The sequence below is a fragment of the Exiguobacterium acetylicum genome (genome assembly GCF_022170825.1).
GTDB classification, from domain to species: domain Bacteria; phylum Bacillota; class Bacilli; order Exiguobacteriales; family Exiguobacteriaceae; genus Exiguobacterium_A; species Exiguobacterium_A acetylicum_B.
Window position 1 is genome coordinate 1,947,844 of the sequence record NZ_CP081878.1, and the last position, 16,692, is coordinate 1,964,535.

A 16,692-nucleotide genomic window follows, 5' to 3' on the forward strand; every position below is an offset into this window, starting at 1 on the left:
GTTCCTCATCATCAGGAACGGGTGTAGCACATATTACGTTAGACCCAACCACGGAAACGAGATGCTTCCGCCATCTTCCGGACACCGACCATGTAGGCTGCAAGACGCATATCAACATTTCGCGTCTGTGCTGTCTGATAGACTTGGTTGAATGAGTTGACGAGAACTTTTTCGAGTTTCTCGTGAACTTCCTCTTCTGTCCAATAGTATCCTTGATTGTTCTGTACCCATTCGAAGTAAGAAACCGTTACGCCACCACTCGAAGCTAGAACATCTGGAACGATCAGAATGTCACGTTCAGCGAGAATCTTCGTCGCTTCGTTCGTCGTCGGACCGTTAGCCGCTTCGACGACAATCGCCGCTTTGATATCATGCGCGTTGTCTTCTGTGATTTGATTCTCGATTGCAGCTGGGACAAGAATATCACATTCGAGCTCAAGCAATTCTTTGTTCGAGATCGTATTTTTGAACAGTGTCGTCACTGTTCCAAACGAATCGCGACGGTCGAGAAGATATGGAATGTCAAGTCCGTTCGGATCATGAAGTGCTCCATAAGCGTCACTGATCGCGATGACCTTTGCACCTAGGTCATACATGAACTTCGATAAGAAACTTCCTGCATTTCCGAATCCTTGAACGACGACACGTGCGCCTTCAAGCGAAATGCCCTTTTTAGCAGCTGCTTCACGGATCATGATTGCGACACCTTTCGCTGTTGCTGTCTCACGACCATGTGAACCACCTAGAACGAGTGGTTTACCTGTAATGAATCCTGGCGAGTTAAATTCATCGATTCGACTGTATTCGTCCATCATCCATGCCATGATTTGTGAGTTCGTGAAGACATCAGGAGCTGGAATATCCTTGGTCGGTCCCACGATCTGACTGATGGCACGAACATACCCACGGCTGAGACGTTCAATTTCACGGAAACTCATCTCACGCGGATCACAAATGATTCCGCCTTTCCCGCCGCCATATGGTAAGTCAACGATACCCGCCTTTAAACTCATCCAGACGGATAACGCCTTGACTTCGACTTCCGTCACGTTCGGGTGGAAACGGATCCCACCTTTCGTTGGTCCAACGGCATCGTTATGTTGCGCACGATATCCTGTGAAGATTTTTGTCGAACCGTCATCCATCCGCACCGGAATCCGGACTGTCAACATCCGGAGTGGTTCTTTAAGTAATTCATACATCTCGTCCGGATAACCTAGTTTTCCTAGTGCTTCCTTGACGATTTCTTGTGTCGCTTCCAGTACGTTCTTGCGGTGATTCGCATGTTGTTGGTCAGTGATCATTCCAACGTTCCTCCCCATAAGTGGCATCCCCTATGCCGTTTCCTTGTTCGGATAAAGTATACTCTTTTCTCGAACGTAATGAAAGGGGTTACGCCTATATTTGTAAGCGCTTTCTCACTTCTTTTATTAGGATATTATTGATTCGGCTGTTTTGTTTGACGATGGCGTTCAATCGCAAGTTCCATGAAATATTCGACCAATTCCGGATATTCGATCCCTACTGCTCGTGCACCGTCCGGGAATAAACTTGTCGAAGTCATACCAGGTAGTGTATTCGTCTCCAAGATGACGGGATTTCCGGATTTCGGAACGAGGAAATCAGATCGTGAATATCCTGCACAACCGAGCACTTGATGTGCTTTAACAGCCCATTCCTGGAGTTTCGCTGTCGTTTCTTCGTTCAGTTCAGCCGGACAAATATGTTCTGAACCTCCGATGGCGTATTTTGACTCGTAGTCATAAAAAGCGTTCTTCGGAATGATCTCGATGACTGGTAATGCTTTTTCTGCCCCTTTATGACCAACAACTGGAACAGTCACTTCGCGTCCTTTAATGAATTGCTCAACAAGCACTGCATCATCTGCTTCAAATGCCTTAGCGATTCCTTCGCGTAACATCGTCTCATCTTGGGCAATCGTCAGTCCATTCGATGATCCTTCCTGCGCTGGTTTAACGACACAAGGGAATTGTCCATTCCATTCCGCGATTTTTGCTTCGATATCATCTTGCCGCTCTAACAATACGTCACGCGCGATCGTGATCCCTGCTTTATCAAAATGAACTTTTGATCGTGCCTTATCCATCGCAAGTGCTGACGCTAAAACACCTGAACCTGTGTATGGAATATCTGCAAGTTCAAGTAACGCTTGCACGCGCCCATCTTCACCAATCTTTCCGTGAAGAGCAATGACAGCCACATCTACATCGAGTTGGAAGAGTTCATGTGCCCGATCAGGATGGAAATCAACAGCTGTGACCTGATGTCCTTTACTGTTTAATGCTTCCATGATCGATTTTCCACTGTTTAGTGAAACCTCTCGTTCTCCCGAAGTCCCACCATATAACACTGCCACTTTCATCCTACTTCACTCCTTCTTCTTACGTTCAATGATTATCATACCATCCTTCTGACCATGAAAAAATACAAAATGGTGCCACTTCGGACAGAAGATAAAAAGGTGTGATATTGCCTTCAGAGGCAACACCACACCGGATGTTCTAAATATTGAACTGTTCAGCAATCGTTGCAACGGCATGTTCCGACTGAATCGTTTTTCCATACTCCGCCATGACGAGTGGACTTTTCGGACTCGGCTCACCGTATTCCGATAGAATCGTCGTCACCGTGCGCTCGAGCGTCTCATTCATCCGTTCTTGGAAGTAGAGGTAGTAGCTCCCTTCGAAGAAGTAGAGGCTACCGCCAGTCTCCGTATGGGACATATGTCGCAACAATCCATGACTCGCTTGGATGACATCTTCTAGCGAGTGTAATGCATATAAGACATGATGGACGATATCGACCGTCATCCGGATTTCGACTTGATCGAACTCTTCATTCATCTCTTCTGGTAAATCACCTTCACGGCGTACATCGACGAGCATGCCGTCATTCGGGAAGAACGTAACGAAAAATTCGAGTGTTCCTGCTGCCTGAAAACCATAATTCGATTCGGCTTCTTCTAATAAGTTGCGCAATAAAGCTTGTCCCTTCCCGACAGCCAACGTTTCTGGTCGGACGTCGTGAAGCGATAACTCTTGCTTTGTGATGAAGACACGAAGGTGTCCTTGTTTCATTTGTTCAAACCTCATATAGACTCCTCCAGTCAAAACCGGAAACACAGATGTCTCCGTTCGTTATGAACCATACTATACACCAGTTGTCGGAGTGAGTCGACTTAACCAACTTTTCCAAGATTGATCGTCTGCACCAAGTAAATGTGGACCATATCGTTCCGGGAGCTGATCGACCGCATAACCACCAAGACCAATCTCAAGATCCGGAAAATCAGACATCAAACGTGCTAACGCTTCATCAAGTAACGGTAAGTGATCCGATAACGTGCAAGAGAGAATGACCGCTTTCGGTTGCAACTGATGCGTGACCGTCACTAAATCCTGAACCGGTATACCGGAACCGAGGAAAATGACATCAAATCCAGATTGACGTAAGTAAAGCGTGAAGAAAAGTAGCCCGAGTTCGTGTTCTTCTTCGGGCGCGCAGACACAGACGATTCGCGGTAAAAATGGATTGATCGGCATTTGTAACGACAGTGTCGAGAGACGGGCTCTTAAAAATGCCGTAGCAAAATGCTCATGCGCAATCGTAATCTCTCCCGACTCCCACTTCACGCCAATCTCATGTAAGAGCGGACCGACGATGTCCTGAATGACTTTATCGAAGCTAAACATCGAGAATGCCTTGTTCATGATGTCATGCGCATGTCGTTCTTCAAAGTTCGTCAATGCCTGGAATAACTGATCTCGCAGTTCGACTCCATAATCGTGCGGTACTTCAGCCCGATTAACGGGCATTTCATACAATTGGATTGCTTTAGAGACAGACAATCCCTCTTTTTGTTTATCGACGATCCAGCGTAATTTCGCGACGTCGTTATCACTATAAATTCGATGTCCGGATTCACTTCGATCCGGATCGAGCACCTGATATCTCCGCTCCCAAGCACGAATGGTCGTCGGGTTGAGCCCCACTAACGCAGCGACTGCTTTGATATTATATTTCCCACGATCCATGCATCGTGCCTCCTTCCCCTTCCTTTCTAGTATACGCTGAAAGGAAAAAAATCTCCGTTCACAATGTGCCTTTACATCATGAAACCGATGGAGACGAAGGCGATGATGATCGTGATCATGAGTACCGTCAGCGTGATCGCTAGCGGATTTTTTCGAAATGGCTGTTTTAATCGTTCATTTCGAACGTGTTCAATACGCGAAGAACGCGGTGGCAATAATTGATCCTCTTCGCTCTGATGCAACCGTCGTTGATCCTGTTTACTCAATGTTCATCACCTTTTCTTGAAAAATATAAGGATATTTTCTAGTTTACACTGAATCTGGTGATGAAAAAAAGACTTGTTCTAAACGCATTTTCCAATCTACCGGTTGAGGTACCTTTCTTTTCACTGGTTTTTCCCACTCAATCGTTCCGCAGATATCACAACAACGTGGTTGAACGATAGCCGGTTCATCAAAATGATGTAATAACATCGTACGGCGACATTCATTCCGGTGAATATAGTCCATCATGTGCTTGACCTCTTGCCGTTTCAGTTGTTTACGTTCCGTTTGCCACTGGATGATTAGTTCCTTCGACCAACCGTTCTCGAGTTGTGATTTTAGTAATCGATAAGCCGGATCTTCCGGGTTAAGACGCAGACGACTTTCTATTTTGGCGTACGATTCACCGCGATGCATGCCTTCTTGCAACTGATCAATCCAAAGAGCAGGTGCATATTGTGTATCGATCAAGTACGTTTGTAATTGTTCGTCTTGAGGGGCATACAGCAAAATGGCCGTCGCCTCTTTTCCGTCTCGACCAGCGCGTCCGACTTCCTGCATATAGGCTTCAAGCGTCGCAGGCATCGTATGGTGAATGACCGTTCGGACATTCCCCTTATCAACGCCCATCCCAAAGGCGCTCGTGCAAACGAGACAATCAATTTCATCATGAAGAAACTGTTGTTGAACAAGCTGGCGGTCTTCAATCGTTAATCCAGCGTGATAATAGGTCGCTCCTTCGATGATTCCCGCAACCCGTTCCGCTTCTTTACGGGTTGTCGTATAGATGACGCACGGACGAACGATGCGCGCCATCCATCGTTGTAGTACGGCGTCTTTTTCATCTCGATCGACGCGATCGACGACATACTGGAGTTCTGGTCGATTAATAGAACGACGAATAACTTTTGGATCACGCATACGTAATTGTGTTCGAATATCCTCCTCCACAGCATGCGTCGCGGTTGCTGTTAAAGCGAGGCATGGTGGAAATCCAAGCTCTTGTCGGATTTGACCGAGTCTTGTATACTCCGGTCGAAACTCGTGTCCCCACTGCGAGATACAATGTGCTTCATCCACGACGAATAATGCGATGTTGACCTGCTTTAAGCGAGCTCGGATCTGCGGTAATGCGAGTTGTTCCGGTGATAAGTACAGATACCGTAGATGTTCGAGGACAGATAAAATCTGTTCTTTCTCATCTCGCGTCTCGACAGAAGTTAACTTAGCGACAGACCGCTCTCCCCGGCGTTTGATTTGCATGACTTGATCTTCAATCAACGACAGTAACGGTGACAGAATCAATGTCAGTCCTTCACCTTGAACGTAAGAAGGAAACTGATAACAGACAGATTTGCCTCCACCTGTCGGCAAGATGGCAAGCGTGTCGTGTCCGTTCAGGATGGATTCGATGATTGGGCGTTGTCCGGGTCGAAACACTTCATAGCCGAAATGACGATGCAATAACGCTTCCATTAAATCCCCTCCCATTTGCTACGTGCTAGAACAAGTCGAATCTGAAAATAGGATGCGTCTGTCTGCATCTCACTTTTGATTCGCTTGAGTGCGTAAGTACTGAGTTGTTGCGAAATACGACGAATTTCTTCTTGCTGCGATGGTATGACAAAATGATCCAACGGAAAAGAAGGAGCATACATGGCGATTTCGACGAGATGATCTTCCATCGTACTATTTTTTAGTCGTCTCCGAATCGCAACATCTTCAACCGTTAATCCCTGTTGCAATAACTCCCACGTCGTTTGAGCAGACTGCGTCATTTTCGATGTGTGTAAATCAGCACCGATCTGTTTTAGGAGTGGTGCTTTTTCTAAGTCAGCGATGCATTTTCGCCAAGCGATTATAAATTCGAACTGAACAGTCTCAACATCCACCTTCATCATGCGTGCCAATTGCGGATAGGACCATCCTGCTTGCACACCAGACAATCGATAACTGATCAATGTCGCCTCTCGCTCTGGTAAACGCTCAAAGAGCCGTATTAACTCTTGATGCATATGATGTAACCAATGCGCACGATTCGAAATGGTCGGAAGAACGCTTTTTACCCATTCGCGGACAATCGTCTCCTGTTGCACGGGAATGAACGGTTGTTTCGCTTCTAGACAAATCAGCGTTTGAATGAGCAGACTGAGTCGTTTCCACATCATCTCGGCATATCCACGTAGTTCACCACCGAGTTGATCAATGACTGCGCTATTCGTTTGATTTACAAGTTGCGCCCCTTCGTTTGTCAATCGTAATGTCTCTTGCCGTTCGATCCACTGTTTCTCGGCAAGTTCAGTTAAGATCGATTCAAATCGTTGTTTACTGACTGTAACGGTACCAAACGTCGACTCCAAATCATAAAAATGAGCATCTTGCAGGGAAGTGGCTGACTTCTTCCCTTGAAAAACATGATAAAGACTCCGGTCCGAACGTTCATTTCGGAGACGCTGAATCGATTCCAGAAAAATACGCTCCAGTAAAGAAACTTCCATATGTCACGCTCCCTCCTGATTCCTATTGTTCATCTATTTAGATATGATCCTTGGACATTTTCGTTCGCTACGTTTTAGACATACCATTTGCGGGCATGTGATGATATATACATTTTCTGTTGTCACTTACGCTTCGTCATTGAAATGCAACGATGAGTCCGATACAATGACATATAGATGAGAACAGCGTGTTTCAATAATGTTTTCGTATAGAGAGGAGACCGTTCAATGGCTAAATTTACGATTGTCGACAAAGATACGTGCATCGCATGTGGTGCTTGTGGAGCAGCGGCACCAGATATCTATGATTATGATGATGAGGGTTTGGCGTATGTCATTCTTGATGATAACAATGGTACTGCCGAAATTCCAGAAGCATTATTCGACGATATGATTGATGCATTCGAAGGATGCCCAACGGATTCAATCAAAGTAGCAGATGAATCGTTTGATGGCGATGCGTTAAAATTCGAATAAGTGAATAAAAAAAGATGTTTCCTCGCGAAACATCTTTTTTTATTCACTCTTTTTCTAACACGATGAATGGACAAGTTCTAAAAAACCGGACGTTGCCGATTGGCAACATCCGGTTTTTGATTGGTAAAAATTTAGCGTTTTCCTTTGATATACGGTACACCAACTGCTTTTGGTGCATCCGCACGACCGACGACACCAGCGAGTGCCAAAATCGTCAATAAATACGGCGCAATCAATAGATAAACTTGTGGAATTTGATCAAGTACCGGCAATTGCTGACCAATGATCGAAATCGCTTGAGCGAATCCGAAGAAGAGCGCAGCTCCCATCGCACCAAGCGGATTCCATTTTCCAAAAATCATCGCAGCGATTGCGAGGAATCCTTGACCAAGAATCGTCGTGACACTGAAGTTCAATGAAATGGACGTCGCGTAGACAGCACCAGCAAGACCACCAAAACCACCAGAGATCATGACACCGATGAAACGCATCTTCGTAACGTTAATTCCCATCGTGTCCGCTGCCATCGGGTGTTCCCCAACAGAACGAAGACGAAGACCGAATGGCGTCTTAAAGATGACATACCACGCAACGAAGGCAAGAACGATTGCGATATACGATGTGTAATAAACGTTCGCAAAGAACATTTTCAACACCGGAATATCAGACAAGAACGGTACGTTTTCTTTCGAGATGCGGTTCGGAATCGAGTCTGTCTGCCCTTTTCCATAAAACGCACGGACAAGGAAGATCGCAAGACCGACTGAAAGCAAATTGATTGCCACTCCAAGAACCGTTTGGTCTGCACGGAAAAGGATTGCTGGAATCGCGAGGAAGAGCGAGAAGACCGCTCCGACGATGATTGCGACCAGCATTGCAAGCCATGGACTTGCAGCACCTAAACCCATTTTTGAAAGTGTTAATGCCGTTACGATACCTGTGAAAGCACCCATGACCATTAATCCTTCTAACGCGATGTTAACGACGCCAGAACGCTCACTGAAGATGCCACCAAGTGCTGCAATGATTAACGGAGCCGAATAGGCAAGTGCGATTGGCACGATGATATAAAGTACTTCAAGAAAGCCCATTATTGACCGGCTCCTTTCGCTTTTTTAGATTCTTTCTTAACCGTGAACTTCTCGATGACGAGACGAATCGCATAACCGGAAGCAACGAAGATGATGATGAACGCAATGATGATCTTGATTAATTCAGGTGGAATACCAATCTGTTGCATCGACAGACCACCGATATTGAGTCCAGCAAACAATAGTGCTGCGAGGACGACACCGATCGGGTTGTTCGCACCTAATAAGGCAACCGCGATCCCATCAAATCCTACTCCAGTGAAGGAAGCATTCAATGTCATGTTTTGGAACGTTCCAAGACCTTCCATCGCTCCAGCAAGACCAGCAAATACACCTGAAATGACGAACGATAAGATGATGTTACGGTTAACGCCCATCCCTGCATATTCAGCTGCATTTTTATTGAATCCAACTGCCCGGAGTTCATACCCAAGCGTTGTCTTCCAAAGAATGAACCAGAATACAAGCGCTGCGATGACAGCAATGAAAATCCCGTTATGCAACCGTGAGAAATCCGTGAGTTCTTGTAAGAACGGTGAAGCAAGAGATGCAGATTCCTTAACGGATTCCGTCCGTTCGTTCGTAATTCCGATGACGTGACGTAAAATGTCATTTGTGACGTACAACGCGATATAGTTCATCATGATCGACGTGATAACTTCGTGCACGTGGAACTTCGCTTTTAAGATACCAGGAATCGATGCCCAAAGTGCACCAGCTAATCCTGCACCGATTAACGCAAGTGGTAAATGAATCGCGGTCGGTAAATCAAACTCGATCCCGATCCAGACTGCAACCATCCAGCCGACGAGTACTTGACCTTCAACCCCGATGTTAAAGAGTCCAGTCCGGAAGGCAAACGCGACTGCAAGACCGGCAAAGATCAACGGAGCTGCTGCTCGTAATGTTTCACCGATGCTATACGGTTCACCAAAAATACCGTAGAATAACTGATCAAAACCGGCGATTGGATCGTATCCGCCGATGAGCATGACGATCGCCCCGACGACCATTCCAAGGATGATGGAAAGAATCGGAATGAGGATGCCGTAAAAACGCTCTAACTTCATGAATGACCTACCTCCTCTTTCTTACCGCCGGCCATCAGGAAGCCAAGCTCGATCTCATTCGTTTCTTTTGGATCCAAGAAGGCAACTGTTTTTCCTTCGTAAAGAACAGCAATTCGGTCCGACACTTGAAGAATTTCTTCGAGTTCGAATGAAATCAACAAGACAGCGCGACCTTTTTCACGTTCGAGAACTAACTGTTCATGAATGAACTCGATTGCTCCGACATCAAGACCACGTGTCGGCTGTGCAGCAATCAATAGATCCGGTGAACGATCGACTTCACGCGCAATGATCGCTTTCTGTTGGTTACCGCCTGACAATGCACGAGCAAACGTCTCCGGACTTGGAGTTCGGACGTCGAACTTCTCGATGAGCGTTTTGGCTTTTTCCATGACTTGTTTATAGTTCATGATGCCTGCTTTTGAATATGGTTGTTTGTAATACGTTTGCAAGACCATGTTATGTCCGATTGAATAATCGAGGACAAGTCCGTGTTTATGACGGTCTTGTGGGATATGACCGACACCAGACTCTGTCACTTTACGTGGTTTTAAGTTTTTGATTGATTTATTGTTGAGGAAAATCTCACCGCTGTCTGCTTTACGAAGACCTGTGATCGCCTCAATCAATTCTGTTTGCCCGTTTCCATCGATTCCGGCAATTCCGACGATCTCTCCGGCACGAATGTCGAGATTTAATCCATCGACGGCTTTGATGCCGCGACTGTCCTTAACGACCAAGTCCTTGATGTCGAGAACAAGTTCTTGTGGAGTTGCCTTGGAATACTCCGCATTAAAGTTTACTTCACGACCTACCATCATTTCAGCAAGACGCGACTGTGTCATCGTCTCATCGATATCGACCGTGCCAATATATTTACCACGGCGAATCGTCGTACAGCGATCAGCTACTTCCATGATTTCTTTCAGTTTATGCGTGATGAGAATGATTGACTTTCCTTCTGCAATCAAACGATTCATGATTTGAATCAATTCTTTGATCTCTTGCGGTGTCAAGACAGCAGATGGTTCATCGAAGATCAAGATGTCTGCACCACGGTACAACGTCTTCAAAATTTCAACACGTTGCTGCATTCCAACTGAAATATCCTCGATTTTTGCATCAGGATCAACAGCAAGACCATACTGTTCAGAAATCTGGCGTACCTTCTCACGTGCAGATGCACGGTCAATCTTAATTCCTGCGCGTGGTTCTGCACCTAAAATGATGTTTTCAGTAACAGTGAAATTTTGAACGAGCATGAAGTGTTGGTGCACCATGCCGATTCCAAGATCGTTCGCGACGTTTGGACTCGTAATATTGACTTTTTCACCACGTACACGAATTTCTCCAGCCTCAGGCTGATACAAACCAAATAAGACGTTCATCAGCGTCGATTTTCCGGCACCGTTTTCACCAAGTAAAGCGTGAATCTCACCTTTCCGAAGCTGGAGCGTGATGTTATCATTTGCGACGAAACTGCCAAACTCTTTTCTGATGTTTAGCATCTCAATGACGTATTCCAAGAAAATCCACTCCCATGTTTAGTTTAAAAGGGGGAGTCGCAATGCTAGCGACCCCCGCTTTCATTATTATTTCAGTGACGCTTCGTATTCTTTGTACTCGTCGTCTGTCGCTGGGACTTTGATGTCGCCATCGATGATTTGTTTTTTGTACTCTTCGACTTTGTCGAGTGCATCTTTCGCAACGTTGTCTTTCGAAGGTGCGATATCAACACCACCGTCTTTCAGACCGAACTCAACGACTTTACCTGCAGGGAAGTTACCGTCTTTCGTGTCTTTTGCAACTTGCTCAACAGCTGTATCCACACGTTTAACCATTGACGTCAATGTGACGTTCTCAGGCATGCCTTCTTCAACTTGGTCACGGTCTACACCGATAACCCAAACGTCTTCGCCGTTTTTCTTACGGTTTTTCGCTTCTGTAAATACCCCTTGTCCTGTACCACCAGCTGCGTGATAGATGACATCGACTTTTTTACCGTACATACCTGAAGCGATTGCTTGTCCTTTTTCAGCAGCGTTGAAGTCTTCTGCATACTGTACTTCGATGTCTGCTTCTGGGTTGACAGCTTTAACGCCTGCTTTGAATCCACTTTCGAACTTCTTGATCAAGTCAGAGTTAACACCGCCGACGAATCCGACTTTATCTGATTTCGTCGTTAAACCAGCAACGACACCAACGAGGAACGAACCTTCGTTTTCTTTGAAGACGATTGACGCAACGTTTGGTTTGTCAACGACCATATCGACGAGAGCGAAGTTGCTCTTTTTGAACTGATCCGCTACTTTACCGATATCTTCAGCCATCAAGAAACCAATACCGAGGATCAAGTCATATTTCGCACGCGCTAATTGCTGAAGGTTTGGTTGGTAATCCGATTGTTTTGCAGACTGAAGATATTTGTAGCCAGTGCCTTCTTTTAAGTCATTATCTTTTCCGAACTTCTGGATACCTTCCCAAGCAGATTGGTTGAATGACTTATCATCCACGCCGCCTGTATCTGTAACCATTGCAACTTTAAAGCCTTCTGACTCACTGCCGCTTCCTGAATCTTTCGAATCGTCGTTGCCACCACATGCTGCAAGGACCGAACTCATTGCTAAACCTGTTGCTGCTAATGCGAGAAGTGACTTCTTTTTCATCTGGAAAATCCCCTTTCGAATATGGTCATACAAAGTTCAAGACTACGTCTAGCACCTGAGGCTGGCGATGAGGAGCGTTACGTAGGTTATGACGGAAAGCGCTTTCAGTATTCATCCTAAAACAATGGCTCACACACGTTTACGGATGACGTGGAAATCAAACTTATCTGCTCGGAAATAGTTCGCTGAAAAAAGAACGGAACGATCGAGCTCATCATAATGCGTTTGACGCAATGCGAGCAAAGGTTGGTCCGTATGTAATTGTTCAGCGATTTTCGGATCAATACGTGGCTCGATATGCGTCACAGCATGTGTGACACGTCGTCCAAGTTCTTTTTCTAAAGCATCGAATAATGATGTCGAAGAGGTGAACTGCTCTTCATTTTTAATATAATGGCTTGGAATCTTATCGATACAATAGACAACAGGAACATCTCCTGCGAGTCGGATTCGTTCGATTCGATAAACCAATTCATCCGGACCAAGTTGAAAGCGTTCTCGGTCGCGCTCAGTCGGTTGGACCATCTCGGATGATAACACTTCTGATGTCGGAACCATACCTGCGCGCGCAATCATTTCTGTTACGCTGTACAACTCCTCAATACCAGAAGTAAACGGTGGTCTTGCATTGATAAACGTACCGACACCGTGTTTACGGATGACGATGTTCTCATCTTCAAGAATTCGTAATGCCTCTCGAAGAGTAGCTCGACTGACGCCAAGTTGCTTTGAAAGTTCAAACTCTGAAGGGAGCTTCTCGCCTTCCTTGTAAACGCCGTCATCGATGTCAGACTTGATTTTTTCAATCACACGTAAATAAAGCAAACGATGATCTAATTTAATCGACATGACGCATCTCCATCCTCTATCTAGTTGTAACCAGTGCTCAGACTTCTGACGTATGAGAACTCCAGCCAAGATAAGTATATGACGCCCAACACAATCCTGCAATCATTTTGTAACAGGTTAGAAGTCTGACTTCTGGCGCTTTTGTAACCCTTTTCATAACGCAATCAATAATGGAAGAAAATAGGGCATTCTACCTAAGAATGCCCTCTCTTTTTTCAACGCTTATTGCTCAGGTACTTCGATTTTTCCAGAAACGACGTCCGCTTTTGCTTTTTCAAGCGCCGTCATCGTCTTCTTCGCAATTTTTTCTGATGGTACGACATCAACGCCATCTTCTTTCAGACCATATCGAATTGTTTTTCCACCCTCGAGTTTACCGTCTTTCGCTGCGTTTGCTGTATCTTCGACTGCGCGATCAACACGCTTGATGACAGATGTCAATGTTACGTCTTCAGGCATACCTTCTTCTTTTTGGTCACGGTCAACACCGATAACCGAAACATCTTCACCATTTTTCTTACGGTTCTTCGCTTCCGTGAAGACACCATTCCCTGTCCCACCTGCTGCTGGGAAGATGATATCTGCTCCTTTACCGTACATACCAGCTGCGATTGCTTGACCTTTTTCTGGCGCTGCGAAATCTTCAGCATACTGAACATCAATTTTGATCTTCGGATTGACGGATTTAGCACCTGCTTCGAAACCAGCACGGAACCGCTCAATGACGTCCATCTTCATCCCACCAACGAAACCGATGTGATCCTTTTTTGTTTCCATTGCAGCAACGATCCCCGCGAGGTACGCTCCTTCATTTTCCTTGAATGTGATCGAAGTGACGTTTTTCCCTTCAACAACGTTATCAACGATCGCAAATTGTGTGTCTTTAAATTGATCAGCAACTGTTTTGATATCCTCATTGAACGTGTTTCCGATTCCGAAGACTAAATCTTCTCCACCACGAGCGAGACGCGATAAATTCGGCTGATAATCTTGTTGCGATTTAGATTGTAGATAAGAGAATCCTTCGTTTTTTTGAAGTTTGTTGTCTTTTCCGTATGCTTGAAGTCCTTCCCAAGCGGACTGGTTGAACGATTTGTCATCGATTCCGCCCTTGTCTGCTACCATTGCAACAGAGAACTGATCTTTTTGATCGGCTTTCTCGCCTGAACCACCACAAGCAGCAAGGCCGACCGTTGCTACTGACATCATCGATACGATTACGTGTTTCTTCTTCATCTTATCCATCTCCTCTGCATTTATGAGAGCGCTTTCATTATCTATTTGTGAAAAAGTCGCTCCCAGACCTTAGTCGAAGGTCGGTCTCTCATATGACTGAGTATGCCAAAAAGTCTTTCGAAAATCAACAGACGTCTGACAACTATTTTCATGAAAGCGATTTTATTTTTGATTGATTCAAGATTTTTCCCAGTCATTTCTATTTATACAAAATCATACTCTGTTTTGATCCTTTATATTTTTATATGAAAGAGGTTCCTCCTTCTATCAAGCCATTATTCTAAAAAAGAAAAGAAGCCCCGGAATAATCCGCGACTTCCTTTTCACTCGATTAACGTCCCATGACCCGACGTGGTTTCGATCCTTCAGACGGACCAATCAGACCGTTTTCTTCTAACGCATCAATCAGACGGGCTGCTCGGTTATATCCAATCCGATACTTTCGTTGAATCATCGATGTCGATGCCGTCTCTTGGGTCAGAATGAACTGGACGACTTCATCATAGAGTGGATCGTCTACTTCTGTTTCCCCTTCCGGTACATCTTTTGGAATCATCGCTTCAACATATTGTGCCTTTTGTTGACTGATGACATGATTGACGACCTTCTCGACTTCTTCGTCTGATAGGAAGGCTCCTTGGACTCGGACCGGCTTGTTCATACCATTTCCAAGTAACAACATATCACCACGTCCAAGCAACTTATCGGCACCTCCCGTATCGAGGATCGTCCGCGAATCGGTCGCACTCGAGACACTAAAGGCAATACGTGATGGAATGTTCGCTTTGATGACACCCGTGATGATATCGACGCTCGGTCGTTGCGTCGCGATGACCATATGAATTCCTGCCGCCCGCGCCATTTGTGCAAGGCGCATGATTGCATCTTCGACTTCGTTTGACGCAACCATCATTAAGTCAGCTAACTCATCGACAATGACGACGATATACGGTAATCGTTGATGAACTTTTTCCTCTGCGTTCATCTTATCAATCAATGCATTGTAGCCCTCAATGTTTCGTGCGCCGTTTTGGCTGAAGATCTCATAACGGCGTTCCATTTCCGAGACGACTTGTTTTAACGCCTGTGCCGCTTTTTTCGGATCCGTGACGACTGGTGCTAAGAGATGCGGAATTCCATTATAGACATTTAACTCGACCATTTTCGGATCAATCATCATCAGACGGACTTCATCCGGTCGTGCGCGCATTAATATCGAGACAATCATCCCGTTGATACAGACCGATTTACCAGAACCGGTCGATCCGGCAACTAAGACGTGCGGCATCTTATTCAACTTTGCCGTTACCGTTTCACCAGAAATACTTCGTCCAAGCGCTACAAGTAATCGATCACTGTCCGACTGTACACTTTCTGCGCCTAATACTTCTCGAAGGGAAACCATCGCGACTTCACGGTTCGGAACTTCAATCCCAACGGCCGCTTTTCCCGGAATCGGTGCTTCGATCCGGATATCCTTCGCCGCTAACGCAAGCGCTAAATCATCGGCGAGTCCGGTGATTCGGCTAAGCTTGATGCCCTGCTTTGGTTCAATTTCATATTTCGTGACACTCGGTCCTAAGTGAATTTTTAAGACCTTTGCTCCGATTCCGAATGATTTTAAGGTCGCAATCAATTTCGTCGCGTTATCCTTTAGTCGTTTATTCTCACCCGATAAGTCTTTTGACGTCGGCTCGGCTAATAAATCAAGCGATGGGAGTTGATATCCATCCGGTGTCTCCGTCATCGTCAATGGTCCTTGTGTCTCCGCTGCTTGCGGTTCAACGTGATCAGCAAAACCAATGATTGGTACGTCTTGAATGTTGACCGAAGGATCTTCTGCTTCTTGTTCCGTTTCGGTTGGTTCTTCAACAGTTGCCGGTCGCAGCGTCTTCGGTTTTTTCTCACGAACAGGTTTCGGTGTCAGCTCTTTTTCGATACGAGGACGAGGTGTCCGTTCACGATGACGAAACTCTTCTATGCGTTCCCGAAGTCCGAGCCAGAGTTCTCCATAGAACGTTGGTCGCAGTAAATGAACGGCTGTACCGATGAAGAACAGTCCAATCAAAAAGGCACCACTGCTTGAGATGTAATAGGCCGCATTTTGGTAAAGCCATCCGTTTAAGATACCGCGGGGTGCACCAAGTAGCAAATCGATCCAGACGACTGAACCGATCAGTAGCATGGACCATGCCCATTTCTGCGCGCGTGAAGCAGCCGATAGTAGTAAGAGTAAGACGGCACCAATTCCTCCATATAATAAGGAGCCAAACTGACCGATCAATCGTTCTCCTCCGTCTGCTAGTGTCAGTCCGACTTTTCCAAACTCCCCAAATGCGAGGACGAAGGCAAGCAGTGAGATGATTGCGATAATGGTCGCATATGTACGATAAGCAATCGGCTGACGTTGTTTCTTCGCTGCCGGTCGTTTCCGTGGCGGCGTTTTTTTTCGTACAGGTTTTCGTTTCGTCGTCGCCATACGTCAA

Annotated in this window: 15 protein-coding genes; 1 reads left to right on the forward strand and 14 read right to left on the reverse strand. The window is 45.7% G+C overall.

Annotated features, from left to right (window positions below; translation table 11 throughout):
• Positions 1 to 38: 38 nt before the first annotated feature.
• The 7 genes from K6T22_RS10380 to K6T22_RS10410 all read right to left on the reverse strand — a co-directional run bounded on the left by K6T22_RS10380 (position 39) and on the right by K6T22_RS10410 (position 6,817).
• Complete coding sequence (locus K6T22_RS10380) at positions 39 to 1,304, reverse strand: Glu/Leu/Phe/Val family dehydrogenase (RefSeq protein WP_023468654.1); 1,266 nt, start codon at positions 1,302 to 1,304, stop codon at positions 39 to 41.
• Positions 1,305 to 1,438: 134 nt separating this feature from the next.
• Complete coding sequence (locus K6T22_RS10385) at positions 1,439 to 2,383, reverse strand: D-alanine--D-alanine ligase (RefSeq protein ID WP_238236989.1); 945 nt, start codon at positions 2,381 to 2,383, stop codon at positions 1,439 to 1,441.
• A gap of 139 nt (positions 2,384 to 2,522) precedes the next feature.
• Positions 2,523 to 3,113, reverse strand: coding sequence for an adaptor protein MecA (locus K6T22_RS10390; RefSeq protein ID WP_238236993.1), 591 nt, complete (start codon positions 3,111 to 3,113; stop codon positions 2,523 to 2,525).
• A 57-nt stretch (positions 3,114 to 3,170) separates the two neighbouring features.
• Positions 3,171 to 4,055 (reverse strand): MerR family transcriptional regulator, encoded by an 885-nt coding sequence (locus tag K6T22_RS10395; RefSeq protein WP_023468657.1) that lies wholly within the window; start codon positions 4,053 to 4,055, stop codon positions 3,171 to 3,173.
• Between the two features lie 71 nt (positions 4,056 to 4,126).
• The gene (locus K6T22_RS10400; RefSeq protein ID WP_053453747.1) at positions 4,127 to 4,321 is read right to left on the reverse strand and encodes a hypothetical protein; all 195 of its coding nucleotides are present in this window, start codon (positions 4,319 to 4,321) and stop codon (positions 4,127 to 4,129) included.
• A gap of 43 nt (positions 4,322 to 4,364) precedes the next feature.
• Positions 4,365 to 5,795, reverse strand: coding sequence for a RecQ family ATP-dependent DNA helicase (locus K6T22_RS10405; RefSeq protein ID WP_238236994.1), 1,431 nt, complete (start codon positions 5,793 to 5,795; stop codon positions 4,365 to 4,367).
• Positions 5,795 to 6,817, reverse strand: coding sequence for a YpbB family protein (locus tag K6T22_RS10410; protein WP_238236996.1), 1,023 nt, complete (start codon positions 6,815 to 6,817; stop codon positions 5,795 to 5,797). The genes K6T22_RS10405 and K6T22_RS10410 overlap by 1 nt, the downstream gene beginning before the upstream one ends.
• 228 nt (positions 6,818 to 7,045) lie before the next feature.
• Between K6T22_RS10410 and K6T22_RS10415 the strand changes: the two genes are divergently transcribed.
• Positions 7,046 to 7,294, forward strand: a complete 249-nt coding sequence (locus tag K6T22_RS10415; RefSeq protein ID WP_023468661.1) for a ferredoxin — start codon at positions 7,046 to 7,048, stop codon at positions 7,292 to 7,294.
• A 131-nt stretch (positions 7,295 to 7,425) separates the two neighbouring features.
• On the opposite strand, the gene K6T22_RS10420 is transcribed toward K6T22_RS10415, so the two are convergent.
• From K6T22_RS10420 to K6T22_RS10450, 7 genes are all read right to left on the reverse strand, one after another.
• Complete coding sequence (locus tag K6T22_RS10420) at positions 7,426 to 8,385, reverse strand: ABC transporter permease (RefSeq protein WP_238236998.1); 960 nt, start codon at positions 8,383 to 8,385, stop codon at positions 7,426 to 7,428.
• Positions 8,385 to 9,455, reverse strand: coding sequence for an ABC transporter permease (locus K6T22_RS10425; protein WP_238237000.1), 1,071 nt, complete (start codon positions 9,453 to 9,455; stop codon positions 8,385 to 8,387). Before K6T22_RS10425 ends, K6T22_RS10420 begins: the two co-directional genes overlap by 1 nt.
• Positions 9,452 to 10,981, reverse strand: coding sequence for an ABC transporter ATP-binding protein (locus K6T22_RS10430; RefSeq protein ID WP_238237001.1), 1,530 nt, complete (start codon positions 10,979 to 10,981; stop codon positions 9,452 to 9,454). Before K6T22_RS10430 ends, K6T22_RS10425 begins: the two co-directional genes overlap by 4 nt.
• Positions 10,982 to 11,047: 66 nt before the next feature.
• The gene (locus K6T22_RS10435; protein WP_238237003.1) at positions 11,048 to 12,121 is read right to left on the reverse strand and encodes a BMP family lipoprotein; all 1,074 of its coding nucleotides are present in this window, start codon (positions 12,119 to 12,121) and stop codon (positions 11,048 to 11,050) included.
• Between the two features lie 129 nt (positions 12,122 to 12,250).
• Entirely contained in the window at positions 12,251 to 12,970 is a 720-nt protein-coding gene (locus K6T22_RS10440; RefSeq protein ID WP_023468666.1) for a GntR family transcriptional regulator, read from the reverse strand.
• 222 nt (positions 12,971 to 13,192) lie between these two features.
• Positions 13,193 to 14,206, reverse strand: a complete 1,014-nt coding sequence (locus K6T22_RS10445) for a BMP family lipoprotein (protein WP_238237005.1) — start codon at positions 14,204 to 14,206, stop codon at positions 13,193 to 13,195.
• 331 nt (positions 14,207 to 14,537) lie between these two features.
• Positions 14,538 to 16,685 carry a DNA translocase FtsK gene (locus tag K6T22_RS10450; protein WP_238237007.1) on the reverse strand — a complete coding sequence of 716 codons (2,148 nt, stop codon included), beginning with the start codon at positions 16,683 to 16,685 and terminating at the stop codon, positions 14,538 to 14,540.
• Positions 16,686 to 16,692 lie beyond the last annotated feature (7 nt).